The sequence below is a fragment of the Streptomyces sp. SP18CS02 genome (genome assembly GCF_036322365.1).
GTDB lineage: Bacteria > Actinomycetota > Actinomycetes > Streptomycetales > Streptomycetaceae > Streptomyces.
Window position 1 is genome coordinate 14,983 of sequence record NZ_JAQYXC010000291.1, and the last position, 24,644, is coordinate 39,626.

Consider the following 24,644-nt stretch of genomic DNA (forward strand, 5'->3'; position numbering starts at 1 on the left):
CGCCGCCGTTCGCGCGGCGGGGAGCGGGGGTGGCGGGTCAGGCCGCGCAGCGGCGGATGGCCGCGAGCGTCCGTGCCACGTCCTCGTCCGTCGTCGACCAGTTGCTCACCGAGATGCGCATGACGCGACGGTCCCGCCACGTGGAACCGCTGATCCACGCCGTTCCGTCGTCGAGCAGCCGGGACAGCACGCGTTCCGTGCGCCCGTCGTCCCCGAACACGGCGCAGACCTGGGTGAACACGACGTCGTTGAGCACCCTGGCCCCGTCGATGCGCGCGATGCCCTCGGCGAACGCCTCGGCGTGCCGGCACAGACGCTCGACGAGTGCGGCGACACCCGACCGTCCGAGCGACCGCAGGACGGCCCACACCGTGAAGGCCCGTCCCCGCCGCGAGAGCTCGGGCACCTTTTCGAAGGGGTCGCCGCGCTCGTCGTCGTGGATCAGGTAGGGGCCGTGCAGTCCCATCGCGGCCCGCAGGGCGCCGGGGTCCCTTACGACGGCGAGACCGCAGTCGTAGGGCACGTTGAGCGTCTTGTGGGCGTCCGTGGCCCAGGAGTCCGCCCGCTCGCAGCCCTCCGTCAGATGCGCGTACCGGGGAGAGGCCGCGGCCCACAGTCCGAAGGCTCCGTCGATGTGCACCCACGCGCCGACGGCGTGTGCGGCGTCGACCGTCTCCCGGAAGGGATCGAACGCCCCGCTGTGGATCTCCCCCGCCTGGAGCGCCACCACCGTCGGTGCCGGTCCGCCGTCCCCGAGGGCGCGCACGAGCGCTTCCGGAACGATCCGGCCCTGATCGTCCGCCTCCACCGGTTCGGGCCGCCCCAGCCCCAGATAGCGCAGCGCCAGGTCGATGGCCATGTGCCGTCCCTCACCGACGAGGACGCGCAGGCGCGGCGCGCCGGTCAGCCCGTCGCGGGCCACGTCCCAGCCGGCCCGCCGGAGCACCTCGTCCCGCGCGGCGGCGAGGCAGGTGAAGTTCGCCATGGTGGCCCCGGTGGTGAACCCGACGGCGCTGCCGCCGGGCAGTCCGAGCAGTTCCAGCAGCCATGCCTCCGCGATGTCCTCCACGGCCGTGTGGGCCGGCGACACCTGGCGCATCACGCTGTTCTGGTCCCAGGCGCTCACCAGCCAGTCCGCCGCGAGCGCGGCCGGCTCACCGCCCCCGACCACGAATCCGTAGAAGCGGCCGCTCGGGAACGCCGTGAGGCCGGGCTCGCAGGCCGTGGCGAGGAGATCCACGACCTCCGCGGGCGGGCTCGGGCCGTCCGGCAGGTCGGGACCGAGGGCCCGTACGACCTCCTCGACCGAGGCGCGGGCCGGCACCCGGCGGCCGGACAGACTTGCCAGCCAGCGGACGGCATGGCCGTACGCCTGCCGCAGCGCCGCCTCGCGCGCGTCCATGTTCCGCACTATGGCCCTCCCCGGGGCGGGTCGCAACAGGACGGCGTGCGCCCCGGGCGGGGCGGGGGGACGGCGTCCGTGACGCCTTGGTTCGCGCACAGCGGCGTGCGGCGGCCCGCCGCCCCGGTGTGCCGCACCGCTCCGCGGGCGGGGCGAGGGAGCCGGCCGTCGGGACCGGGGCCGAGGGCGCGGTGGCCGCGGGACCGGACACCACCTCCCCGAGGTCCGAAGCCCGTCCTGCCGGCAGCCGTGAAACCGTCGACGCCCACGAGCAGGCGGCCCGACCGACACCCGGGACGCGCTTCGCGATCCCCTTAACCGGCAGGCCGCGCTCGACGGACGCCCGCGGAGGGCCGGGCTGCCGCCGGGCCGGAGCCGAATGACGCACCACCGCCTGTTCGATCCCATGGGCCGGCACCGAAGCCGGGCCGGTAGGGTCGACCCGTACCGGCTGATCGGTCGGGTGCGCGCCCTCGTCGGCAAGCAGCCCTTTGAGGAGGGTGGATGGCAACATCGGCACGCCGTGGTCCCTATTTCTGCGGCATCGACGCGGCGATGGACGTCGTCGCCGGCAAGTGGAAGTCGCTGATCCTCTGGGAGCTGCACCACCACGGGACGCGCCGCTTCGCCGAGCTTCGGCGTGGTCTGCCGGGGGTCAGCGAGAAGATGCTGGTCCAGCATCTGCGGGAGATGGAAGAAGACGGGCTCGTGCGTCGTGAGGTGTACGCCGAGGTGCCGCCGAAGGTCGAGTACTCCCTGACGGAGCACGGCGTCTCGCTCAACACCGCGTTGGCGGCCCTGGGGGAATGGGGCTCGGAACGCATCCAGCGGATCGGGGCCGACAAGGTCTCCGTCGACGGGGCCGCGACCGTGCGCCGATAGAGGCCCGGTCGGCGCCGGCCTGCCGGGGTGACGGTCCCGCCGCGCGCGGCGTACGGCTGCTCCAAGTCCCCCTCCTCTCCCCCGCCGTTCTCGTGACGGTGACGTCCGACAACCCCCTTCATCACGAAACGATAACGGGTCTGAGCCAAAAGTCGCCGCCTGTTCAACTCCGTGGAGTTCCGCCGAAACCCGTGGTGGGTCCGGGCGCCCCATGCTCATGACCGCCGGCCGCCCGGCCGCGTCACACCGTTCACGCAGAGCCTCCCAGGGAGATCCCGTGCACCTGACCCGATCCCTCCGCGCCGCCCTCGCGGCCGCCGTCGCGGCGACGCTGCCACTGGTGGCCGCCGTTCAGGCGGACGCGGCGGGCAGCAGCGACACCGCCGGAACCCACGGGGCCAAGCGCCCGAAGTCACTGGTGATCGGCATCGACGGGGCGACGTTCGCCGCGTTCGACAAGGCCGGAATGCCGAACATCAAGAACCTCATGGCGACCGGCATGACCGCCACCAGCAACCTCTACGCAGCTCCCATGGCTCCCACATCCTCGGGTCCGGGCTGGTCATCGATCGCGACCGGCGTGTGGCCCGACAAGCACAAGGTCGTGGACAACGCCTTCACCGGGGCGGACTTCGCGCGGTACCCGGACTACGCCACGCGCATGGAGGCCGCCGCCCCGGCGCTGAACACCCTCGTCGTGGGCACGTGGAGCCCGGTAGCCACCACCGTCTTCGGACCCGCCACCGACACCCGCCTCACCGGGGCCGACGACGCCGACACCACGGCGAAGGCCGTCTCCCGGCTGGCCTCCACCGACGCGGACGCCACGTTCGTCCACCTCGACGAGGTCGACGGAGCCGGTCACTCCTACGGCGCCGCCTCGCCCACGTACCTGAACGCCCTCACCACCGCCGACGCCCGGGTGGGCAAGCTCCTCCAGGCCGTCACCTCCCGCCCCGCCTACGGCGACGAGGACTGGCTGATCATGCTCACCGCGGACCACGGGCACACGGACGGCGGCGGCCACGGCGGCAACAGCCAGCAGGAGCGCCAGACCTTCGTCATCGCCAACGGGGCCGGCTTCGCACCGGGCTCCGTCCGGCACGACGTCAAGGTCACCGACGTCGCACCGACAGTCCTGGACCACGCGGGGATCACCGTCGACCCCGCCTGGCGGCTGGACGGGGAAGTCATCGGCGCCGCGGCTCCCGACGCGTTCGACACGCTGCGCCCCTCCCTGCGCACCCGGGTGGACGAGTCGGGCCTGCCGTCCACCCGCAAGGGATGGACGAACACGCCTCCGTCCGGCTGGACCATCGACAACTCCGCGATGCCCACCGGCGGCGTGACCGAGTGGCGGGGCTGGTCGTTCGCGACGGACGAGTTCTGGACCAATGCCGCCCTCGGCCAGGGGCGCGAGACGAACGTCCGCGCGCGGGACGTCTTCGCCCTGGCGGACTCCGACGAATGGGACGACAAGGCGCACGGCGCCGGGCAGTTCGACTCGACGCTGATCAGCCCGGCCTTCGCCGTGACCGGAGGCGCTCCCGCGACGGTGTCGTACGCCACCCACTACAAGGTCGACGGCCCGCAGACGGGTGACGTCCTCATCTCCTACGACGGCGGGGCGCCGCAGCCTCTGAAGTCGTACCGTACGGATGTCAACACCGTCGAGCGGATCGCGTTCGGCGTGCCGGCCGGAGTCACCTCCGCCCGCCTGCACTTCCGCTACACCGGCACCAACAGTGCGTTCTGGACGGTCGACCGGGTCTCCCTCACCCGCTGACCCGGATGGCCCCGCTCCGCGGGCGCTCCTCGGGACGCGCCGACGGCCCCCACCGCTCCGCCGGGCGGTGGGGGCCGTCGCGCGGCGGGCCCGCGCCGGGCCTGTTGCCCGCGAGGTGCGGGCAGGGTCTCGCGTACGGATCAGGCCCGTCCGGTGGACGACACGGCTCAGCCGGCCAGTGTGAACGTCTGGCCGGCGGCGGTGGTGCGGGGCTGCTGGGACAGCCGAGCGCCGTCGGCGGTCGAGCCGTTGTCGACGGTGAGGCACGTGCCGCTGTGGCGAGCGGTGAAACGGTACGTGCCGGTGGTGCCCACGGGCTCGGGGCGCCACTGCTGGTTGGTACCGCCCTCATAGGTCCACAGGTGGACCCTGGCGCCGTCGCCGGTGGCGGGCGTTCCGTGAGCGACTCGGCCGACCCGTCCGCGTACCCGGTGATCCACTCCGTCCCGCGGCCTGCGCGGGCGCGACGGGCACGGGGGCGACGCGGGCGCGAGTTCGCGGTGACCGGAATGCAACTCCGTTCCCCGCACGACCGGTTGGGGTGACCTCCCGCCTCCGTCCCACTCCGTGGGACACGGGTCGGCGCGCCTTGACCCCATCGTCGGGCGCCTGCTTCGATCATGTCCATGCAGCTCCGGTGCCCGATCCTCACGCGACGACGTCACGTCGATCTCGCGCGGACGTCCGGCGCCCTCTGTCGCCTGTTCTGACCGGGGCGCCCGCCGTTTCCCGGCGCGCCGGCACCGTCACCACTCGTCGGCACCGTACGTCGGTACTGTCACCGCCGCGTTCCCGCGACCGGCCCGGCCCCCGCGCGCCGCGTCGGCGTGCCCACTCCGCACCCGTCCCGGCCGTAGGGGCCGCGTCGCCGTGCGTGGGCCTCCCCTGCTCGCCCGTACGAGCCCACCGTCACCCGGAAGGACCCCGGCCCCGCCATGCCCCTTTCGCCCGTCCGCCGCCGTGTACACCGCGGATCACTGGTCGCCGCGCTGATCTCCGTCCTCACCCTCACGGCCGCCCCCGGACCGGCCGGCGCGGTTCCGGCCGCCGTCGCTCCCTCCACCGCCCCCTCGCACAACCCGTACACGGGTCCCGACGGCACGGCCACCATGCACGGTGACACGGCGTCCTCGGACACCACCCCGCTGGCCGGCCCCGGCGCCGGGAGCCTGGCGTCGACGCGGGTGGCCCTCGCCTCGGCGTGCCCCACCGTGCTCGTGGGTTCCGACGGCCACCCGGTCGTGCTGTGCACACCGATCTTCGGCCAGGTCCCGACCGTCCATCTCCTCGACCCGGCCGACGGCTCCTCCCTCGCCTCCCTCAAGCTGACGAAGGGATCGCTCCTGGGCGGGGTCTACGCCTACCTGGACCACCAGGACCGGCTGGTGGTCGCGGACGGCAGCCGGAACCTGCTCCGCGTCGGCCACCGCCGGGACGCGTCCGGCACCTGGCGCCTGTCGATCGACCAGAGCCTCTCGCTGTCCGCCGTCCTTCCCGAGGGCGACGCGGTCACCGGGCTGTCGCCGGACTGGCAGGGCCGCGTCTGGTTCGCCACCGGCGGCGGTGTGGTCGGTGTGGCCGACGACCGGACGGGACGGGTGACCTCGCTGCGCCTGCCGGCCGGCGAGCGGGTCGCCAACAGCATCTCCACCGCCCCCGAGGGCACTGCCGTCACCAGCACCCACGCCACGTACCTGCTCACCGCCGACGCGGACGGCACGCCCAGGGTCGCCTGGCGCCAGGCGTACGACCGAGGACAGGCCCGCAGGCCCGGGACGTTGAGCTGGGGCAGCGGTTCCACCCCGACGTTCCTCGGCCCGGCCACGGGAACCGATTACGTCGCGATCGTCGACAACGCCGACGCCACCGTCCGGCTGAAGGTGTACCGCACCACCACCGGGGCGGAGGTCTGCTCGGTGCCGGTCCTCAAGGCCGCCGACGGTCCCGCGAGCGAGAACTCCCCCGTCGGCGCCGGCAGCAGCGTCTTCGTCGCGGGCACCTACGGCTACCCGTACCCGGCGCTCCCGGAGGGAGCGGGCGACTCCGTACCGGCCTCCGCCGATTTCGCCGGCGGTCTGACCCGGGTGGACATCCGGCCCGACGGCACCGGCTGCGCGGTCGTGTGGGACAACACACTGCGCTCGGCGGCCGTCCCGAAGCTGTCCACCGCGACCGGCACCCTGCACACCGTCGTGCGCGACCCGCTCGTCCCCGGCACCAGGGGCACGGGACCGCTCGACCCCTTCCGGTACGTCGAGATCGACCCGGCCACCGGGCGTGTCACCCGCTCCGAGCAGGTCGGCGTCGGCTTCCTGTACGACACGCTCCAGATGGCCGGGACCGTCTCCCCTGACGGCGCCTACCTCCAGGGCACCACGACCGGGGTCCTGCGCATCACCGCGGGTTAGCCGGACAGGGCCGTCGCCCGCCCCGACGGGCTCGTGGCGCGAGCCCGTCGAGGGTCCCCGCCCGGGCACTCCGCGGCAGCGCGAGCACCTCCGTCCGCCACCCCTCGCGCGGCGCGTGCGCCGGCGTGGGAGCGGCTGCCGTGCCGCGCGGAGCCGCCCGGCCACGCGGCCCCGTGGCGGTGGCGATCGTCAGCGTGTGGTGGTGACCGGTGCCCGGACATCACCGGCCGGGCGGCGCGGTTCACGCCACATCGTCCACAACACCGGCCCGTCCCCCGGCAGCCGCATCTCGTCGCGCACCGCGAAGCCGAAGTGCTCGTAGAAGGGCAGGTTGGACGGCTTGGACGACTCCAGGTAGACGGGCATTCCGGTCGCGTCGGCGTTGGCCAGGCCCGAGCGCAGCAGGGCGGCCCCGTGCCCCTGCCCCTGCGCGGCCGGGTCGGCGCCGATCACCGCGAGGGACCAGTGCGGCTCCTGGGGTGTGTGGGCAGCGGCCGTCTCGACAGCCTCCCCGAACAGCCGGGCCCGGTCGCCGAGGAGGTCCTGGAGCTCGCGGATGGTCCCGGCGTCCGGAACGGCCTTGGCCTGCGCCTCCGGAGCCACCCAGAACGCGGCCGCCGCCCCGGTGCGCTCGCACACTCCGTGGTGGACGTACTGCCGGGTGAATATCGTGGTGAAGTAGCGGCCCAGCGCGGCCTCGCGCGAGGCGTCGTCGGGGAAGAACCACCGCATCATCGGGTCGTCGTCGAAGGCGCGGGTGAACGTGCGCCCGATGAACGGGGCATCGTCGATCGTTGCTGTCCTCGGAGTGTTCGTCAGCGACATGCACAGCATTCTCCACCCTGTTGATCTTGGTCGACGGGGTGGGGTCCGCCCGGCCGCGAAGCGGCCTCAGCCGCACGGGACGCGGGAGCCGGGGTCAGTCGACCGGCCAGGTGTGGGCGGGAGCGTTCATGTGCATGTAATCGATGTACTGCCTGGTCATCCGCCTCAGTGCCTGGTGCCGGTTCTCGTGGGCGGTGTCGTGGAGGTGGTGGAACATCTCCGACTGCCACACCGCGCCGTTGCGGCCGCTGACGCACCGCTGCTCGATGATCCCCAGCAGCGGCTCCCGCCAGGCCGGGTCCATCCCCGACCGCTCCAGCCCGCGGTGCGCCAGCGGCAGCAGCCGCCGCAGCACCAGTTCGGTCACCGGGACCTCGCCCATCCCGGGCCAGTACAGCTGCGCGTCGATCCCGTGCCGGGCCGCGGCGTGCAGATTGTCCTCGGCGGCCGAGAACGACATCCGCGACCAGACGGGCCGGTCCTCGTCGACCAGGGCGCGGGTCAGCCCGTAGTAGAAGGCACCGTTCGACAGCACGTCGGCCACCGTGGGGCCCGCGGGCAGCACCCGGTTCTCCACCCGCAGGTGCGGTACGTCGTCGACCACCGCGTAGACGGGCCGGTTCCAGCGGTAGACCGTCCCGTTGTGCAGAGTCAGCTCGGCCAGCCCGGGGGTGCTGCCGCGGTCGAGCGTCTCCTTCGGGTCCTCGTCCTCGCACAGCGGCAGCAGGGCCGGGAAGTACCGCGCGTTCTCCTCGAAGAGATCGAAGACGCTGGTGATCCACCGCTCGCCGAACCACACGCGGGGCCGCACGCCCTGCACCTTGATCTCGTCGGACCGGGTGTCGGTGGCCTGCTCGAACAGCGGAATGCGCGTCTCACGCCACAGCTCCTTGCCGAAGAGGAACGGCGAGTTCGCCGCCAGCGCCACCTGTACCCCCGCGACGGCCTGTGCGGCGTTCCAGTAGTCCGCGAACTCGTCGGGTGAGACCTGCAGGTGGAACTGGGTGCTGGTGCACGCCGCCTCCGGCGTGATCGTGTCCGCGTAGGTCCGCAGCCGCTCCACCCCGTCCACCGAGATCAGCAGGTCCTCCCCCCGGGCGGCGAAGATCTGCTCGTCCAGCAGGTGGTAGCGCGGGTTCTCGGACAGCGCCGCCGCGCCCACGTCCTTCAGCCCGAGCGTCGGCAGGATTCCGATCATGACCAGGTGCGCGCCGATCGCGGCGGCCTTCTCCTCGGCGTGGTTGAGCGCTCCCTGGATCTCCCGCTCCCAGGCGTCGGGACCGCCCGCCGTGAGCTGCCGCGGTGCGATGTTGATCTCCAGGTTGAACCGGCCCAGCTCGCTCGACCAGGAGGGATCCGCGATCGCCTCCAGGACGTCCGTACTGCGCATGGCGGGCTCGGCGGCGCCGTCCACGAGGTTCAGCTCGATCTCCAGGCCGACCTGTGGGCGTTCGAAGTCGAACCGTGACTCCCGCAGCATCCGGGCGAGCACGTCGAGACAGCTGTGCATCTTGTTCCGGAATCGGCGACGGTCGTCACGGGTGAACACCAGCGCCGGGACGTCACGTCCCATTCGGCCCTCCCGAGTCTCGTTCGGCACGGACCCGCAACCTCCAGAATCCCACTCGCGGAGCCGCCCAACCACCGAGAGCGGCGGTGAGCGGGACGCGGAGGCCCGGCCGCGCCCCCGCGACTTCGCCGCTCAGGCGGGTCACGCGGGTACGGCCCCATCTCGGAGGCTCCCGCGACGTCCCGCGACGTCGGCGACGCGCTCGAAGCCTGTGAGGTCGAAGCCGGTGAAAACGAGGTGCCTCGATGGCCGGCGGCCGGGTACGGTGCGGTCCATGTCGAGCCCCGAGTCGGACGAGGTGGGGGCTTTCGGTCACGCCGTCAGCCCCCGGGACCACTGAGTTCTCCGCCCTGCCGTCCCGCCGCGATCCGCGGCCGGGCGGATGCGCCCCTGGGTGCTGACCGCGGTGACGAGAGATGCCCTTCTCGTACTTCTCCTCACCTCGGAGCGACTCGATGCCTCTGCCCCTGTACCTGCTCGCCGTGGCGGTCTTCGCCATGGGCACCTCGGAATTCATGCTCGCCGGCCTCCTGCCGGACATCGCCTCCGACCTCGACGTCACAGTCGGGACAGCGGCCATGCTCACCTCGGCCTTCGCGATCGGGATGACCGTCGGCGCCCCGCTCATGGCAGGGATCGCGCGCGACCGGCCTGCCCGGTCCGGCCTGCTCGGATGCGTCCTCGTGTTCTCGGCGTCCCATGCCGTGGGCGCCGCCACGTCGAGCTACCCGCTCCTGCTCGCGACGAGGGTGACCTCGGCCCTGGCGAACGCGGGTTTCCTCGCCGTTGCCCTGACGACCGCCGCCGCACTGGTCCCGTCCGACAAGAAGGGACGTGCGCTCTCGGTCCTGCTGTCCGGCACCACGGTGGCCACGATCGCCGGTGTGCCCGCAGGGTCGGCACTCGGCGCACAGCTCGGCTGGCGGGCCGTCTTCTGGGCCGTCGCCGCTCTCTGCCTGCCCGCGGCCGCCGGCATCCTCGCGGGAATCCCCGCACGCCGTGCGGAGCGGGACGTGGCCGGCGGACCGGCCCTGCGGTCGGAACTCGCGCAGCTCAGGAGCCCGCGGTTGCTCCTGGTCATGCTGCTCGGCGCGCTGGTCAACGCGGCGACCTTCGGGAGTTTCACCTTCCTCGCACCCGTCGTGACCGACACCGCCGGGCTGGGTGAGCTGTGGATCCCGGTGGTCCTGGTGCTCTTCGGCGCCGGTTCCCTGGTGGGTGTCACCGTCGCCGGACGGCTCTCGGACCAGCGCCCCGGCCTGGTCATCGCAGCCGGTGGTCCGCTGCTGCTCCTCGGCTGGCCGGCCCTGGCCATGCTCGCCGAGGAGCCGATCGCTCTGCTCGTCCTCGCCTTCGTGCAGGGCGCGTTGTCGTTCGCGCTGGGCGGCACGCTGATCACACGGGTCCTGTACGAGGCGGCGGGAGCCCCCACCATGGCCGGCTCGTACGCGACCGCGGCGCTCAACGTCGGGGCCGCCGTCGGACCGGTCATCGCCGCCACCACCCTCACCACCGCGGTCGCGGACCTCGGGCCCCTGTGGGCGAGCGGAGCCCTGGTGGCCGTCGCCCTGCTCATCGCGTTCCCCCTCCGGGCCGTGGTCGCGGGGCCGAAGCGCCGCGATGCACCGGTGACACGGGCGAACGCCCCCGTGAACGTCGAGGGACGCAGAAACCCCGTCGAACACTGACGCGGCCGACCGGATGGCCGGAGGGCCGGAGGGCCGGAGGGCCGGGTGGCCGGAGGGCCGGAGGGCCGGAGGGCCGGAGGGCCGGGTGGGCGCTCGGTCGGCCACCGGCGGCGGGGAGAGGGGCAGCACGTGCGGGTTCCGCCCCTCCCCCGTCCGTGGTGTGCGAGGCGGTTCAGGCGTCCGGGCGACGCTTGGCGAGCCAGGTGACATCCCGGGGTCGTGGTGATCGAGGAACAGCGCGCCGGCGGTGTCGAGGGCGGAGATTCCGGGCCTCCGGTCGTCGGTGAGCCGGAAGTCGAAGACGTCGACGTTCTCCGCCGTACGAAGAAGTGCCGAGCAGCAGCGGTGAGGCCCGGCCCACGCCGTCGAGCAAACGGCGGGCGACCGCCGTCTCGAAGGACGGGCCCGGTCCGCGCCCGGGCGCAGTGAACCGCACGATGGCACCGCCTGGCATCACGACGACACAGCGAAGGTCCAACATGGCGCCACATTCACTTGCGGTGGCGCCATATTGGTGCCACTATTCACCCATGGACCTCACCCCCTCCGTCGATGACCTCCACCATGCACGCGCGGCCGCCGCCCCCGCCGACAGGGGCGAGGCGCGCGGCCCGGCAGGGCAACCGACCACTCTTCGATGTCGACTGCCCGGTCCGCCTGCCTGAACCCGCTGTTCACAACGGAGTTGGCGCAACATCCGACGGATGAGCGCCACCAAGGGGCCGACGCCGAGTCCATGGCGACGACTCCGCCCACCCGGGAATCGATGAGCGAGGGCCCGTCCGGCATGGCGGAGTCCATGGCGCCACCTCGACGCCATCGGCGCCACTCGACGGCACCATCGTCAAGGGAAACAGGGCACGACCGCTCCCGGCGCACCTCAGGGGCCGGATCCGAGGACCGGCGTCGGCAGGTGCGGCCCGGCGACCCGAGCCGTACGACGCCGGGGCCGGCCCGGACGGCTTCGACCCGCCGGCGTCCATGCGAGGCATCGCCCCCGCCCGCGCCGGCCATGCCGGGCACGGTCGCGCCAAGAGGCCCCCGAAGACCTTTTCCGCGGACCGCTTCACCCACCACGACACCTGTGCACCGCACCGCACCACTCACACGGCGCATCACTCTCCTACGGAGGACACCATGCAGCACGAACCGTCGCCCCGGCCCGGGAGCGCCGAGCCCGTCACGCTTCCCACGCAGCGCGCCGCCGGCTGCCCCTTCGACCCGCCCACCGGTCTGGCGGAGCTGCGCGAGGCGCGTCCGCTGACCCGGATGACGTACCCCGACGGGCACGTGGGCTGGCTGGCCACGGGCTACTCCGCAGTGCGCACGATCATGGGGGACAGCCGGTTCAGCTCGCGGTACGAGCTGATGCACTTCCCCTTCCCCGGCGGCCCCGACGGCCCGCTGCCGCCCGCCCCCGTCGGTGACATGACCGGGATGGACGCCCCCGAGCACACCCGCTTCCGGCGACTCCTCATGGGCAGGTTCACCGTCCGGCGGATGCGGCAGCTCGCCGAGCGGGCCCGCGAGATCACCGCCGAGCACCTGGACGCGATGGAGCGCCGCGGTCCGGGCACCGACCTGGTCGAGGCGTTCGCCCGGCCCCTCCCCGCGCTGATGATCTGCGAGCTGCTCGGCGTGCCCTACGCCGATCGCCGGCGTTTCCAGGACCACGCCCAGACGATCATGTCCATGGACGCGGCACCCGAGGACACGCACGCCGCCATGACGGGGCTCCAGGAGTACATGGCGGAGCTGGTCGCCGCCAAACGCGCCGAGCCCTCCGACGACCTGCTCGGGGACCTCGCCCGGGACTCCGACCTCACCGACGAGGAACTCGTGGGCGTCGGCGGCTTCCTGCTCGCCGCGGGGCTCGACACCACCGCCAACATGATCGCCCACGGTACTTTCGCGCTGCTCAGCAACCCGGCCCAGGCCGAGGCCCTGCGTACGGACCCGGACCTCGCGCCGCAGGCCGTCGAGGAACTGATGCGCTATCTGACGATCGCCCACACCAGCGTCAAGGCAGCGCTGGAGGACGTCGAACTGGACGGCCAGCTGATCAGGGCCGGTGAGTCCGTCACACTCTCGCTGGAGGCCGCCAACCGGGACGCGGAGAGGTTCCCCGACCCGGATGTCCTCGATCTGCACCGCAAGGCGACAGGCCACCTGGGCTTCGGACACGGCATGCACCAGTGCCTGGGCCAGCAGCTGGCCCGCGTCGAGCTGACTGTGGCCCTGCCCGCACTGCTCGGCCGGTTCCCCACGCTGCGGCTCGACGTACCGGCCGGGGAAGTGCCGCTGCGGACGAACATGAACATCTACGGCGTGCACCGGCTGCCGGTCACCTGGGACGAGGACTGATTCCATGGACGTCCGTGTCGACCGCGACCGGTGCATCGGTGCCGGGATGTGCGCCCTGACCGCGCCCCAGGTCTTCGACCAGGATGACGACGAGGGCCTGGTCGTCCTCCTCGACACCCGGCCGCCCCGCGAACAGCACGCCGCGGTCCGCATCGTCACCGGCGTGTGCCCGGCCTCGGCCGTCAGCGTCACCGCCACTGCCACTGCCACTGCCACTGCCACTGAGCAGGGTTCCTCCCCCGCCTCGTAACCGCGGCGGACTCTCCTCCGGCGTCGCCGACGCGCGACGCGCGATCCCCCGTCCGCCCGCGTCGATCTCCGCGGGCGACTCCCGGCACCGGTCCGGGCCATGGCGGCTCCACAACCCGCCCTGCCGGTCGACGCCGTCCGCCGCCCCCACCCTCGCGGCTCCCCCGGCTCCGGTCCGGGCCCCGCGCGTGGTCCCCGGTGCCCGGTGCGCACCGTTCCTCACCTCCGACATCCCGATCGCGTCGCCGACGGCACCCCTGGCGTGCCGTCGGCGACGCGATCGCCCGACCGACAGGACTCCTCCACCGTGGCTACGTTCCTCTCAGGACTGGGCCGTTTCGCCTTCCGACGACGGGGCCTCGTCGTCCTCCTGTGGCTGCTGGCCCTGGTCGGCGCGGGCTACGCGGCCTCCACCGCCGCCGCCCCTCCCGCCGACACCTTCTCGATGCCGGGCACGGAGTCGCAGAAGGCGTTCGATCTCCTCCGGAAGAAGTTCCCGGACGCCGGCGCGGACGGCGCCGCCGCGCGCGTCGTCATCCGCGCTCCCGGCGCCGAGAAGATCACCTCCCCCGCCCGCACGGCGCAGGTCGAGCGGCTCGTCTCCGACCTCGCCGAGGCACCCGAAGTGGCGGGCGTGGCGGACCCGTTCCAGGCCGGCGCCGTGAGCGGCGACCGTACGACCACGTACGCCTACGTCACGTACCGGGCGAAGGCCGCCGAGCTGACCGACGCGGCCCACGACGGTCTCACCGACGCGATGGAGCGGGCCCGGGGCACCGGTCTCGTCGTCGAGGCGGGTGGCGACGCCGTCGAGATCGATCAGGCGATGAGCGGTACGGGTGAGAAGCTCGGCATCCTCGTCTCCGCCGTCGTGCTGCTCCTCACCTTCGGCTCCCTGGTGGCCGCCGGAATGCCGCTGCTGACGGCCGTCATCGGCGTCGGCATAGGCATCAGCGGCATCACCGCGCTCGGCAGCACCTTCGGCCTGTCGTCCACCACCTCGACACTCGCCATGATGATCGGCCTGGCCGTCGGCATCGACTACGCCCTCTTCATCGTCTCCCGCTACCGTTCCGAGATCGCCGAGGGACGTGAGCGGGCGGATGCCGCCGCCCGTGCCGTCGGCACCGCGGGCTCGGCCGTCGTCTTCGCCGGGCTCACCGTGATCATCGCCCTGGCGGGGCTCGCGGTGGTGAACGTCCCGATGCTCACCAAGATGGGTCTGACCGCGGCGGGCACGGTCGCCGTCGCCGTACTCGTCGCGATCACGTTCGTGCCCGCGCTCCTCGGCTTCGCCCCGGTCAGGGTGCTGTCCCGCATCGACCGCAAGCGGTACCTCGGCAAGCCGCTGTCGAAGCGTCAGCAGCGCGGGGCAGCCAAGCGCGAGGCCCGCCGCAGGCCCAACCTCGGCGCCCGATGGGCCGGTCTGGTACTGCGCCGGCCCGTCACCGTCCTGCTGCTCGGTGTCCTGGGCCTGGGCACCGTCGCCGTACCCGCCGCGAGCCTCGAACTGGGGCTGCCGGGCGAGGGCACCATGGCCCCGCAGACCACCCAGCGCAAGGCGTACGACATGCTGTCGGGCTCCTTCGGCCCCGGATTCAACGGGCCACTGATGATCACCGTCGAGGCGAAGGACGCGAAGGCCGCGGCCGAGCGGGTCCGTACGGCACTGGAGGAGGTCCCCGGGGTCGACGCCGTCTCCCCCGCCACTGTCAACCCGTCCGGCGACACCGCTCTCGTCAACGTCGTCCCCACCACCGGTCCAACCGACAGCAGGACCGAGGACCTGGTGCGCGCCCTGCGCGGCATGGCGGCCGGACTGGAGTCCCGGTCGGGCGCCTCCGGGATCCTGGTCGCCGGCCAGACGGCGATGTTCATCGACTTCTCGCAGACCCTGGACGACGCGCTGCTCCCCTATCTCGGCCTGGTGGTGGGGCTGGCCTTCCTCCTGCTGATGCTGGTCTTCCGGTCCGTGCTGGTCCCGCTCAAGGCGGCGCTCGGCTTCCTGCTGTCGGTGACCGCGGCCCTCGGTGCCGTGGTGGCCGTCTTCCAGTGGGGCTGGCTCGCCGACCTCATCGGTGTCGACCACCCGGGCCCGGTCATGAGCACCCTGCCGATCTTCCTGATCGGCGTGGTCTTCGGGCTGGCGATGGACTACGAGGTCTTCCTGGTGTCCCGGATGCGTGAGGCGTACGTCCACGGCGCCCGGCCCGGCCAGGCTGTCGTCACCGGGTTCCAGTACGGCGGCCGGGTCGTCGGCGCCGCCGCGATCATCATGACCAGCGTCTTCTCCGGCTTCGTCATGGAGGACAACGACTTCGTCAAGATGATGGGCTTCGGACTGTCCACCGCCGTCCTCTTCGACGCCTTCGTCGTCCGCATGGCGATCGTGCCGGCCCTGTTCGCGCTGCTGGGCAAGTCCGCCTGGTGGCTGCCGAGGTGGCTCGACCGGCTCCTGCCGAACGTCGACGTCGAGGGCGAGAAGCTGTCCCGGCGGCCCGGTATCCCCTCGGAGACCGCACGGGAGAAGCACCTCGTGGGCTGACCTGCCCTCACTCTCCCGCCCCCCGGCCCGGCCGAGGCGGCCCGGAACGCGCGCGGCCCCCTGGTGGCCGCGCGCACTCCCGTACCCGGCGCGTGCCCTCCCCGTGCCCGGACGCCCCGGACTCACCCGCCCTTCACCGGTGGTCGCCTCGGGCCGCCGGTCGACCGGGCGGCGGGTCAGGCACCGGCGCGGATGTGTGGTCGGCGTCGGCGTAGTCTTCGCTCAGCATGGACGCAGCGGGGGGGGCGGAGCACATGACGGCCGAGACAGCGCTCGGATGGGGGTCGACCCTCGATTCTGTCGTGGTGTACGCCCAGGGGGCCTTGTGCCGCCGCCTGGCCCGGGGCAGCGTGCCGCCGGACGGCCGGGTGCGGGTGACCGGACTGCCCCGCTCGCTCGACCCGGGCTCGCTACGGGCCAGGGTGCTGGGCGCTCCTGGAGTGCGCGTCACCGAGGCCCGGGTGGAGTACGGGGCCGGGCCGCTCGAAAACGCCCACGGCGACGGCAACGGCAACGGCAACGGCAACGGCAACGGCACGATGGGCACGTCCGACGGGTTGCGGCACGAGGTCGAGCGGCTGCGCGAGGAGAGCGCGGCGGCGCGGGCGCGCCGGGACCGGCAGCTCGGTCTGATCGAGGAGATCAGGACTCTGCACCCCGCTCCGCCGGCCCGCAGGCGCGAGGACCCGCACCGCCGCACCCCGGTCGACGCGTGGCTGGAGCTCGCCGACTTCGTCGACGCGCGGCTGACGGGACTGCACACCCGCCTGGCCGAACAGGAGGAGGCGCTGCGCCGCGCCGAGCACGCGCTCCTCGTCGCCGAGGACCGGCTCGCCCGCACCTCGGAAGGTGCGGCACCGTCAGCGCATGTGCGGACCACGGTCTCCGCGCTCCTCGCACTCGACGGCAGCGGCGACGCGACGGTGGAGCTGGAACTGGAGTACGGGGTGCCGGGCGCCGTCTGGGTGCCGGCCTACCGTCTCGCCCACCGTCAGGGCGAGCCCACCGGGCGTCTGGTGCTGCGCGCCTCGGTCGCCCAGCGCACCGGCGAGGACTGGACCGGCGTATCCGTCGCCCTGGCCACCGCCGACCTGTCGCGCGGCAGCGACCTGCCGAGGCTCCGCTCGATGCGGATCGGACGCCGTCAGCCCGACCCCGCGCCCTCCGGCTGGCGCGAGCCCCCGGCAGGGCTGGCCGACCTGTTCACCGGGTACGACGCGGCAGGCCCCCGCCCCGCCGTCGCCACGGCCGTCGCGGTCGGCTCCGCGCCCAGGGCCGCCGCCGGCGGCCCCGTGTCCGGTCCCGTTCCCCTGGCCTCAGCCGGCGGTCCCGTACCGCCACCGCCGCCGCAGGGCTACGGCGGGCCGCCCGTCGCGCTTCCGGCGCCCGGGGGCCCGGCCGGGGGCCACCCGGTGGCCTTCGGCGGCGGGATGCCCGCCCCCGCGCAACCGGTGCGGTCGCGACCGGACGCGAGACCGCGTCCCGGGGGCAGGGCGCGTTCGGCCCCCGCCGGCCTGGCCCCCTCGGCTCCGGGCCGGGCCGCCCCGCCGCCACCACCCCCCGCGGCCGGGCCGCCGCAGCCGCGAGGCGCCGAGCTCGACTACCCCGCCCTGGTCCTGTGCGGCCCCGACGAGCAGGGCGGTCGCCGAGGCCGGCTGTTCCCCGGCTCTCCCTTCGACCCGGTGGCGGACGAGTACCGCCGCCGCGCCGAATCGGTGGCCGCACTGCCGCTGCCCGGGCACGCCGTGCGGCCCCGCGAGTCGGCGGGTTCCTTCGACCACCGCTTCGACGCCGCCGCCCGCGCCGACATCCCGTCGGACGGCACCTGGCACACCGTCACCGTCGGAGAGATCCCGGTCGGGCTGCGCACCGAGTACCTGTGCGTGCCGTCCGTGGAGCAGACCGTGTACGCGACCCTGGTGCTCTCGAACGCCACCGGTCAGGCCCTGCTGGCAGGCCCGGTGGAGGTCACCGTCGGCGACGACTTCCTGCTGACCGCCGCACTGCCCACGCTCCCTCCCGGCGGTGAGTGCCGGGTGGGGCTCGGGCCGGCCGAGGGCATCCGGGTCGCCCGCCGCACCCATCTGCGCGAGTCGACCTCGGGTCTGCGCGGCACCACCACGGTGCTCGACCACCGGGTCCATGTGGAGCTGGCCAACCGGCTCGCGACGCCGGTCACCGTCGAGGTCCGCGAGCGGGTGCCCGTCACCTCCGAACCGGACGTCCGGATCGAGGAACGGAGCGACTGGACGGCACCCGAGGACGGCGCGGGCGCGGAGCACCACGCGCCGGGCACCCGTGTCTGGCGGGTGGACCTGCCCGTCGGTGGCACCGCCGCCCTCGACGGGGGTTACGAGATCCGCATACCGGCCGGCAAATCCCTGGTCGGCGGAAACCGCAGGAGCTGAACACCCCATGCCCACGGCACCGAAGCCGATCGCCCTTCCCGTCACCGCCGTCACCTGTCTGGAGGACCGCGCCCACATCGAGCGCGCCGCCGTGCTCGATCTGGATGCCGGGGTCCAGCGGCTGCTCCTGGGGCCGGTCAGCGCACTGGCCGTCGACCGTACGCTGCACGCCGAGCTGAGCGCCGGTCACCCCGCGACCGTGCTCGATGCACGGATCGTCCGCGCCTGGACCCCGCGCGGGCCGCTGCCGTCCGCCGACGACGACTCCGCCCTGCGCCGCTTCGTGCACACGCTCGAAGAGGAGCGGCTCGCCCTGGAGCAGCGGCGCGACCGGCTGTACGCCCGCCTGGACGTGCTGGGGCGCCTCGCCTCCGATCTGCTGAGGGAGATCCGCGAAGGCTCCGGTTCCGGGGAGGCCGAAGGGCCGCGCTGGGCAGGCGAACTGGACCGGGTGGACCACGAGCGCGACGTGTGCGGCGAGCGACTGCGTACCGTGGAGGCCCGGCTGACCTCCCTGGCCGCCGAGCTCGTGGAGGCCCGTCGGACCCTTGACCTCTCCGAGGAGGAGCCCGCCGAGCTGGTCGGCCACATCGAGCTGACCGTGGAGAGCGCGGCCGCCGGGCCGGTGGGGCTGCGCCTGAGCCACCTCACCTCCTGCGCGCTGTGGCGGCCCGTCTACCGGGCCGTGCTCGACGGGGACTCCCTGACGCTGGAGACCGACGCGATGGTCTGGCAGCGCACCGGTGAGGACTGGTCGGACGTGCGGCTGACGTTGTCGACGGCCCGTTCGGCATCGGCCACCGACCCGCCGCGGCTGGGCGAGGACCGGCTGACGCTCCAGGACCGCTCCGCCGAGGAGCGCCGCACCGTCGAGGTGGAGCTGCGCGAGGAGGAGATCGCGGATCTCGGCCCGGCGACGGTGCTCGGCCTGCCGGGAGTGGACGACGGCGGTGAGGTCCGGGTGCTGCACGCCCCCGCACCGGTCTCGGTACGCGCGGACGGCCGCGCCCAGCGCGTACCGCTCTCGTCCTTCACCACGGCCGCGAGCGGCGAGTACGCCTGCTCGCCCGAGCTGTCCCCGCTGGTGACCCGGCTGGTGCGGTTCGACAACCTGTCCGGCCACGCACTGCTCGCCGGGCCCGTGGACCTCATCCGCGGCAGCGGCTTCGTCGGCCGCGGCACACTGGACTTCACGGCCTCCGGCGCCCGCGCCGAACTCGCCTTCGGCAGCTGTGACGACCACCGGGTGGTCCGCCGGGCCGAGGAGACCCGCGACACGGCCGGCATCACCCAGCGGACCGTGCTCACCCGGACGGTCCGGCTGCACCTGTCCCGGTTCTCCGCGCCCGGAGAACACGGCGACAGTGTGGTCGTGGTCCGGGAGCGGATCCCGGTCTCCGAGGTCTCGGCGGTGCAGGTGCGTCTGCGCGGCGAAGCCTGTTTCCCCGCCCCCGACGTCGTCGACGCCGACGGCATCGCCCGCTGGGACATCCCCCTGCCGCCCGGTGGCCACCGGTCGGTCACCCTGGTCTACGAGTTGTCGACGAGCGCCAAGGTCGCCGGGATCTGAGCTCCGGCCCGCTTCCTCGCAAGGCCCGCCGCCGGGTGCCGCGTCGGGGCCGGCGCTCGCGGTCCGTCCTCCCCGGGAGGCGGGGACGGCTTCGCGACGGCGGGCCGGAGCCTTGCCGAGCCGATGCCCGGAGCCTCTGCCGGTCACGGTGGCACGGTCACGGCGTCCGGGTGCTGTCGCCCTCGTCCTCTCCCTCCGCCGTGGTGGGCGGGGGCAGCGGGATGCGGGTCTGGCCGTCGATCGGTGGCGGTGTCCGCTCACCGAGCCGTTCCTCTAGCTGCCGCAGCCTGGTACGTGCTTCCGGTGTCGTCATGTTCTCCTCATCACCACTTCGGCGGCCCGGAATCAGGAAGCGGTCCCGTCCCCTCCTCGACGCCCGTGGCGGCCGAGCAGCGTGCGCCGGGCCGTCGTCCGCCTCTGTCCCCGTACGAGCCGGCGGGTACGCTTCACGGGCCGCCCGGTGCGCGAGCCGTGTCGCGGGGTGCCGCCGTACCGTGCCGAGTCGCGCGTTCCCCGCTATGGCGTGATGTTGCCGTCGCGGGGCAGCAGGGAGGAGACCGTGCCGGTCTCCTCCCCCCGGAGGCGGCGGCCGGGTGGTGGCGGGCCGGAACGGAGCGGTGGTTTCATGACGATCGGTGTCCCCGCGAGCGCCTCGGCGTCCGGTCGGCGGCGCGAACGCGGGGCGTATGCCAGGGCCCTGGCCCGCACGCCGGTCGCCGTCTGGGAGGACGACCTCACCGACTGGGCGGCGGCGCTGACGTACTACGCGGTCCTGGCGGTCTTCCCGGCCCTGCTGGTGCTCGTCTTCTCCATAGCGCTGATCGGCACCGGCTCGCCGCAGGAGGCCCTCGCGCAGCTGGGAGCCTTCGTGCCGAAGGCGGCCCGCCCGGTGCTCGCGGAGGCACTGGGCAACCCCCGGAACGAACCGTCGGTGCGCTGGGTGCTCGTCGTGGTGACCGCCGGCGCCGCTCTGTGGTCCTCCTCCAGCTATCTGGCCGTGTTCCGGCGCGCCCTGCACGCGATGCACGGGGTGCCCGACTGCCGTCCGGCGTGGCGCACCTTTCCCGCCATCGTGCTCAGGGCGCTGGCGGTGCTGGCCCTGCTGGTGAGCGGCGTACTGACACTGACCGCCACCGAGCGGGTCGCCCGCGCCATCGGCCGGGGGACGGGTACGGACCATCAGGCGGCCCTCGTCTGGTCGGGCTTGAAGTGGCCGTTGCTGCTCGCCGTGGTCGTCGCCCTGGTCCTGCTGCTGTTCCGGTCCGGGCCGCCCGAGGCGCGCGGGGTGCGGCAGACGGTGGCCGGCGGGACACTGGCGGTGCTGCTCTGGCTGCTGGCGTCGATGGGGTTCGCGTTCTACGCGGCGCACATCGCGACGTACGACCGCCTCTACGGTTCGCTGGCCGGCGTGGTGGCGTTCCTGGTCTGGCTGTGGGTGTCCCACGTGGTGCTGCTGGCCGGCGCGCAGTTCAACGCGGAACTCGCGCGGGACGGCCGGCCGAAGCGGCCCGATCCCTGCTCCTCGGCGGCGTGAACCCCTCCTCGTCGCGGTGGGCGCCGGGGTCGCGGCGGCCGGGGCGAGGGCCATGGCGGCGCCGCCCGCGCCCTCGCCCTCATGACCGGTCCTCTCGCCGTACGGCCCCTGACCGTCCCTGACCGTCCCTGACCGTCCCTGACCGTCCGGTCGCGGCAGCGGGTCGGTCCCGGGTCGACGGTCAGGTCCGGTCGGCGGTCAGGTCCGGTCGGCGGTCATCAGATCGTCCACTTCGGCGGCGAAGAGCAGGGCCGGACCGAAGCCCATCCCGGTGAAGTGTCCGGCGGGTTCCAAGGAGAGGGCGCCGTGCAGCCGGGTCCAGAAATGCAGGGCCCGGTGGAGGACCGCGGTCGGGACGGCGCGGCCGCCGGCCCAGTGCCGATGGTCTTCGAGGTGGGTGGCGAACGGCGCCGTCGAGCCTTCGGGAGCGAGCGCCGTACAGGCGTCGAGCAGGGTTCCCATGATCTCGTCGGCGATGCCGGTGATGTCCTCGGGCGCGTGGTATCCGGGGACGGGGGTGCCGTAGACGAGGAAGTACCGATGCGCGTCCTCCAGGGCCCAGCCGCGCAGGGCGTGAGCCAGCCCGGCGAGGTCGGCACCGTCGGCGGAAGCCGTACGGAGGGTGTCGGCGAGGCTCCGGCAGGCGTCCCGGACAAGCTCCGTGATCAGGTCGTCGCGACTGGCGAAGTAGCGGTAGAGCGCGGGACCGGTCATGCCCATCTGCCGAGCGATGGCGTTCAGGGAGAGCGCGGATGCCCCCGCCGCGGCGATCTGCTCCCAGGCGCGTTCCTTGACCTCTGCGCGCACCTCTTCCCGGTAGCGCTCGCGAGGATTCTTCGCGTCCGTCTTCGGGACGGCCGGTCCCGGGCGGAGGTCATCAGGGACGCCCCCGCCCGGGACCGGTGCCGCACGCGGACGCCCGATGGCGGCCTCCGTCAGTGGATCTTGGCCGGCGACGACGCGGTACCGGCCTCGGCAGCGGTGCCGGACTGCCCGGAGGGGACGGCCGCGGCCCCCTCGTCGTCATTACCGGACTCCTCGGAGAGCCGCTCCATGCCGCTGGTGGTCTTCAGCGGCTTCTCCTTGATGAACACCACGGCGATCAGGGCGAGCAGCGCGAAGGGCGTGGCGACGAGGAAGAGGTCGGCCGTGGCCACGCCGTACGCGTGCTCCACGATCTCCCGCATCGGTGCCGGCAGGGTGGTCATGTCGGGCACTCCGCCCTCCGCGGCCCGGTCCGTCCCGACCGCGACGCCCGCCTGCTCAAGGCCCTTGGTCATCTCGGACGTGACACGGCTGGCCAGGATCGCGCCGAGCACGCTGGTGCCGATCGTGCCGCCCATGCTGCGGAAGAACGACAGCACGGAGGTGGCGGAGCCCAGTTCCGCGGCGGGAACGTCGTTCTGCGCGGCCAGGACGAGGTTCTGCATCAGCATCCCGACGCCGATGCCCAGCACCGCCATATAGACGCTGAGGAGACCGAAGTGGGTCTCCGACCCGATCGTGGAGAGCAGCGCGAGCCCCGCCGCCATGATGGCGGCGCCTGCCACGAGGTACACCTTCCACCGGCCGGTCGCGCTGATGATCTGCCCGGCGACGGTGGAGGAGACGAGCAGGCCGAGGATCATGGGCAGGCCCATCAGGCCCGCGATCGTGGGCGTCTTGCCGAGGGAGACCTGGAAGTACTGGGACAGGAAGACGGTGCCGCCGAACATGGCCACACCGACGAACAGGCTGGCGACCGTGGTCAGCGCCACGGTGCGGTTGCGGAAGATGTCCAGCGGGATGATCGGCTCGGGTACCCGCGCCTCGACGAACACCGCGGCGACCAGCAGGATTACGCCCCCACCGGCCAGAGCGGCGGTCTGCCACGAGGCCCAGTCGAACTCGTTCCCGGCGAGGGTGACCCAGATCAGCAGCGCGCAGACGCCCGCGACGATCAGGAAGGCACCCAGGAAGTCGATCTTCGCCTCACGACGGACGGCGGGCAGCTTGAGGGTGCGCTGCAGCAGCACGATGGCGAGCAGGGCGAACGGCACGCCGATGAAGAAGCACCAGCGCCACCCGAGCCAGGACGTGTCCACCAGGACGCCGCCGATGAGCGGTCCGGCGACGGTACCGACGGCGAAGACGGCACCGAAGATTCCGGCGTACTTGCCCAGTCTGCGCGGCGGGATGATCGCCGCCATCACGACCTGCGCCAGAGCCGTGAGGCCGCCCGCGCCGATGCCCTGGGCGACCCGGCTGAAGATCAGCAGTCCCACCTCGTGGGAGAAGCCCGCGAGCAGCGAGCCGACGACGAACAGACCCAGGGAGAGCTGGAGCAGCAGTTTCTGGTTGTACAGGTCGGACAGCTTCCCCCACAGCGGCACCGTCGCCGTCATGGCCAGCAGTTCGGAGGTGACGACCCAGGTGTAGGCGGACTGGCTGGCTCCCAGGTCGGCGATGATCCGGGGCAGCGCGTTGGAGACCACGGTGCCGGCCAGGATGGCGACGAACATGCCTGCCATCAGGCCGGACATGGCCTGGAGTATCTGCCGGTTGGTCATGGAGGCGGGTGACGCCTCCACCGGCGCCGCTGATGAGTTCACTGCGTCTCTCTCGGTTGTCGATGGGGGCGGCTCGCGTGCCCACGTGTGGGCGACGGGCGCGGCCGCAGGGAAGAAGCAGGAGGGAAGGAGGAGGAAGAAGCACGCGGGGACAGCGGGTCAGTGCTTGCCGGTTCCACGCGGGGACGGTGCCGGAAGGCCGGCGGCGAGGTGGTCGAACGTCTCCCGGAAGACCTCCGTGAAGGTCACCTCCTCCCGCCGCAGGCACCAGTGCTCGATGGCGACGCGGACGGCGGTGGTGCCGACGGCGGCCAGCAGGCGGGGGTACAGCCCCAGGGCCCGTCTGCGGTCCTCCTCGTCCTGCGGGGACACCGCGGGGTCCGCGGAGAGCGGCGGCGAGTCCGCGCCGATGCGCTCGGCGAGCGCCGTGGCCAGACCGAGTTCGTCGGCCAGGTGCGCACCGATGCTGCGCGCGAGCAGATGCGGTGACTTGCGCAGCACTTCGGCGTGCAGGCGCCACAGCTCCTGCTGCTGCTCCACCTCGTCAAGCTCCGCGGCGATCGCATCGCGCAGCGCCCGCAACGGGGTCAGGTCCGGAGAGGCCGCGCGTACGGCGTCCCGGACCCGCTGGTTCGACTCCGCACCGACCATGACGAAGACGTCGTCACGGGTGTCGAAGTAGTTGAAGAACGTACGGGGAGAGACGCCGGCCGCCTCGCTGATCGCGTCGACGGTGACGTGCTCCGCCCCCTGCTCCGCGGCCAGGCGCATGGCGGCCGCCACCAGGGCTGCGCGGGTCGCCCGCTTCTTGCGCTCTCGCAGCCCCCCGGAGGGAGGGCTCACTTCACTCATGACTTGCACGAT

Annotated in this window: 19 protein-coding genes; 11 read left to right on the forward strand and 8 right to left on the reverse strand. The window is 73.2% G+C overall.

Annotation, left to right across the window (positions count from 1 at the left end; genetic code table 11):
- Nucleotides 1–37 precede the first annotated feature (37 nt).
- Nucleotides 38–1,402 carry a pyridoxal phosphate-dependent decarboxylase family protein gene (locus PUR26_RS22745; RefSeq protein WP_329874377.1) on the reverse strand — a complete coding sequence of 455 codons (1,365 nt, stop codon included), beginning with the start codon at nt 1,400–1,402 and terminating at the stop codon, nt 38–40.
- A gap of 504 nt (nt 1,403–1,906) precedes the next feature.
- Between PUR26_RS22745 and PUR26_RS22750 the strand changes: the two genes are divergently transcribed.
- Nucleotides 1,907–2,284 carry a winged helix-turn-helix transcriptional regulator gene (locus PUR26_RS22750; RefSeq protein ID WP_329874379.1) on the forward strand — a complete coding sequence of 126 codons (378 nt, stop codon included), beginning with the start codon at nt 1,907–1,909 and terminating at the stop codon, nt 2,282–2,284.
- 277 nt (nt 2,285–2,561) lie between these two features.
- On the forward strand, nt 2,562–4,070 hold the full coding sequence (locus PUR26_RS22755) for an alkaline phosphatase family protein (RefSeq protein WP_329874381.1): 1,509 nt from the start codon (nt 2,562–2,564) through the stop codon (nt 4,068–4,070).
- 167 nt (nt 4,071–4,237) lie between these two features.
- Here the strand turns inward: PUR26_RS22755 and PUR26_RS22760 are convergent, their stop codons facing one another.
- Nucleotides 4,238–4,510 (reverse strand): RICIN domain-containing protein, encoded by a 273-nt coding sequence (locus PUR26_RS22760; RefSeq protein WP_443077137.1) that lies wholly within the window; start codon nt 4,508–4,510, stop codon nt 4,238–4,240.
- 186 nt (nt 4,511–4,696) lie between these two features.
- Between PUR26_RS22760 and PUR26_RS34730 the strand changes: the two genes are divergently transcribed.
- Together PUR26_RS34730 and PUR26_RS22765 are read left to right on the forward strand one after the other, a co-directional pair.
- On the forward strand, nt 4,697–4,780 hold the full coding sequence (locus tag PUR26_RS34730; RefSeq protein ID WP_443077146.1) for a putative leader peptide: 84 nt from the start codon (nt 4,697–4,699) through the stop codon (nt 4,778–4,780).
- Between the two features lie 225 nt (nt 4,781–5,005).
- Nucleotides 5,006–6,478, forward strand: coding sequence for a hypothetical protein (locus PUR26_RS22765; RefSeq protein WP_329874383.1), 1,473 nt, complete (start codon nt 5,006–5,008; stop codon nt 6,476–6,478).
- A 189-nt stretch (nt 6,479–6,667) separates the two neighbouring features.
- Here PUR26_RS22765 and PUR26_RS22770 read toward each other — a convergent pair whose 3' ends face one another.
- Nucleotides 6,668–7,303, reverse strand: a complete 636-nt coding sequence (locus PUR26_RS22770) for a GNAT family N-acetyltransferase (protein WP_329874385.1) — start codon at nt 7,301–7,303, stop codon at nt 6,668–6,670.
- 94 nt (nt 7,304–7,397) lie between these two features.
- Nucleotides 7,398–8,876, reverse strand: coding sequence for a glutamate--cysteine ligase (locus PUR26_RS22775; protein WP_329874387.1), 1,479 nt, complete (start codon nt 8,874–8,876; stop codon nt 7,398–7,400).
- A 452-nt stretch (nt 8,877–9,328) separates the two neighbouring features.
- On the opposite strand from PUR26_RS22775, the gene PUR26_RS22780 reads away from it, so the two are divergent.
- The 6 genes from PUR26_RS22780 (at nt 9,329) to PUR26_RS22805 (ending at nt 19,697) form a co-directional block, all read left to right on the forward strand.
- Nucleotides 9,329–10,561: a Cmx/CmrA family chloramphenicol efflux MFS transporter gene (locus PUR26_RS22780; RefSeq protein ID WP_329874389.1), complete on the forward strand. Its 1,233-nt coding sequence runs from the start codon at nt 9,329–9,331 to the stop codon at nt 10,559–10,561.
- A 1,137-nt stretch (nt 10,562–11,698) separates the two neighbouring features.
- Nucleotides 11,699–12,925 carry a cytochrome P450 gene (locus PUR26_RS22785; RefSeq protein ID WP_329874391.1) on the forward strand — a complete coding sequence of 409 codons (1,227 nt, stop codon included), beginning with the start codon at nt 11,699–11,701 and terminating at the stop codon, nt 12,923–12,925.
- A 4-nt stretch (nt 12,926–12,929) separates the two neighbouring features.
- A complete protein-coding gene (locus tag PUR26_RS22790; protein ID WP_329874393.1) occupies nt 12,930–13,175 on the forward strand; it encodes a ferredoxin in 246 nt (81 codons plus the stop codon).
- A 306-nt stretch (nt 13,176–13,481) separates the two neighbouring features.
- Nucleotides 13,482–15,719 carry an MMPL family transporter gene (locus tag PUR26_RS22795; protein ID WP_329874395.1) on the forward strand — a complete coding sequence of 746 codons (2,238 nt, stop codon included), beginning with the start codon at nt 13,482–13,484 and terminating at the stop codon, nt 15,717–15,719.
- A gap of 254 nt (nt 15,720–15,973) precedes the next feature.
- A complete protein-coding gene (locus PUR26_RS22800) occupies nt 15,974–18,127 on the forward strand; it encodes a DUF4139 domain-containing protein (protein ID WP_329874936.1) in 2,154 nt (717 codons plus the stop codon).
- A gap of 7 nt (nt 18,128–18,134) precedes the next feature.
- On the forward strand, nt 18,135–19,697 hold the full coding sequence (locus PUR26_RS22805) for a DUF4139 domain-containing protein (RefSeq protein ID WP_329874397.1): 1,563 nt from the start codon (nt 18,135–18,137) through the stop codon (nt 19,695–19,697).
- Nucleotides 19,698–19,854: 157 nt separating this feature from the next.
- On the opposite strand, the gene PUR26_RS22810 is transcribed toward PUR26_RS22805, so the two are convergent.
- The gene (locus tag PUR26_RS22810) at nt 19,855–20,010 is read right to left on the reverse strand and encodes a hypothetical protein (protein WP_329874399.1); all 156 of its coding nucleotides are present in this window, start codon (nt 20,008–20,010) and stop codon (nt 19,855–19,857) included.
- Between the two features lie 312 nt (nt 20,011–20,322).
- Here PUR26_RS22810 and PUR26_RS22815 point away from each other — a divergent pair, with 312 nt between their 5' ends.
- Nucleotides 20,323–21,231, forward strand: coding sequence for a YihY/virulence factor BrkB family protein (locus tag PUR26_RS22815; protein WP_329874401.1), 909 nt, complete (start codon nt 20,323–20,325; stop codon nt 21,229–21,231).
- A 198-nt stretch (nt 21,232–21,429) separates the two neighbouring features.
- Here PUR26_RS22815 and PUR26_RS22820 read toward each other — a convergent pair whose 3' ends face one another.
- The 3 genes from PUR26_RS22820 to PUR26_RS22830 form a co-directional block, all read right to left on the reverse strand.
- Nucleotides 21,430–22,038 (reverse strand): TetR-like C-terminal domain-containing protein, encoded by a 609-nt coding sequence (locus PUR26_RS22820; protein WP_329874403.1) that lies wholly within the window; start codon nt 22,036–22,038, stop codon nt 21,430–21,432.
- A 128-nt stretch (nt 22,039–22,166) separates the two neighbouring features.
- The gene (locus PUR26_RS22825; RefSeq protein ID WP_329874938.1) at nt 22,167–23,780 is read right to left on the reverse strand and encodes an MDR family MFS transporter; all 1,614 of its coding nucleotides are present in this window, start codon (nt 23,778–23,780) and stop codon (nt 22,167–22,169) included.
- Nucleotides 23,781–23,939: 159 nt separating this feature from the next.
- Nucleotides 23,940–24,632, reverse strand: coding sequence for a TetR/AcrR family transcriptional regulator (locus PUR26_RS22830; protein ID WP_329874405.1), 693 nt, complete (start codon nt 24,630–24,632; stop codon nt 23,940–23,942).
- Nucleotides 24,633–24,644 lie beyond the last annotated feature (12 nt).

Excerpts from the sequence above, each read along its gene's own strand:
- PUR26_RS22805 (WP_329874397.1), top strand. The coding sequence starts at position 18,135 with ATGCCCACGGCACCGAAGCCGATCGCCCTTCCCGTCACCGCCGTCACC.
- PUR26_RS22815 (WP_329874401.1), top strand. The coding sequence starts at position 20,323 with ATGACGATCGGTGTCCCCGCGAGCGCCTCGGCGTCCGGTCGGCGGCGC.
- PUR26_RS22800 (WP_329874936.1), top strand. The coding sequence starts at position 15,974 with ATGACGGCCGAGACAGCGCTCGGATGGGGGTCGACCCTCGATTCTGTC.
- PUR26_RS22745 (WP_329874377.1), bottom strand. The coding sequence starts at position 1,402 with ATGGACGCGCGCGAGGCGGCGCTGCGGCAGGCGTACGGCCATGCCGTC.
- PUR26_RS22780 (WP_329874389.1), top strand. The coding sequence starts at position 9,329 with ATGCCTCTGCCCCTGTACCTGCTCGCCGTGGCGGTCTTCGCCATGGGC.
- PUR26_RS22770 (WP_329874385.1), bottom strand. The coding sequence starts at position 7,303 with ATGTCGCTGACGAACACTCCGAGGACAGCAACGATCGACGATGCCCCG.
- PUR26_RS22830 (WP_329874405.1), bottom strand. The coding sequence starts at position 24,632 with ATGAGTGAAGTGAGCCCTCCCTCCGGGGGGCTGCGAGAGCGCAAGAAG.
- PUR26_RS22790 (WP_329874393.1), top strand. The coding sequence starts at position 12,930 with ATGGACGTCCGTGTCGACCGCGACCGGTGCATCGGTGCCGGGATGTGC.
- PUR26_RS22750 (WP_329874379.1), top strand. The coding sequence starts at position 1,907 with ATGGCAACATCGGCACGCCGTGGTCCCTATTTCTGCGGCATCGACGCG.
- PUR26_RS22775 (WP_329874387.1), bottom strand. The coding sequence starts at position 8,876 with ATGGGACGTGACGTCCCGGCGCTGGTGTTCACCCGTGACGACCGTCGC.
- PUR26_RS22765 (WP_329874383.1), top strand. The coding sequence starts at position 5,006 with ATGCCCCTTTCGCCCGTCCGCCGCCGTGTACACCGCGGATCACTGGTC.
- PUR26_RS22825 (WP_329874938.1), bottom strand. The coding sequence starts at position 23,780 with ATGACCAACCGGCAGATACTCCAGGCCATGTCCGGCCTGATGGCAGGC.
- PUR26_RS34730 (WP_443077146.1), top strand. The coding sequence starts at position 4,697 with ATGCAGCTCCGGTGCCCGATCCTCACGCGACGACGTCACGTCGATCTC.
- PUR26_RS22785 (WP_329874391.1), top strand. The coding sequence starts at position 11,699 with ATGCAGCACGAACCGTCGCCCCGGCCCGGGAGCGCCGAGCCCGTCACG.
- PUR26_RS22810 (WP_329874399.1), bottom strand. The coding sequence starts at position 20,010 with ATGACGACACCGGAAGCACGTACCAGGCTGCGGCAGCTAGAGGAACGG.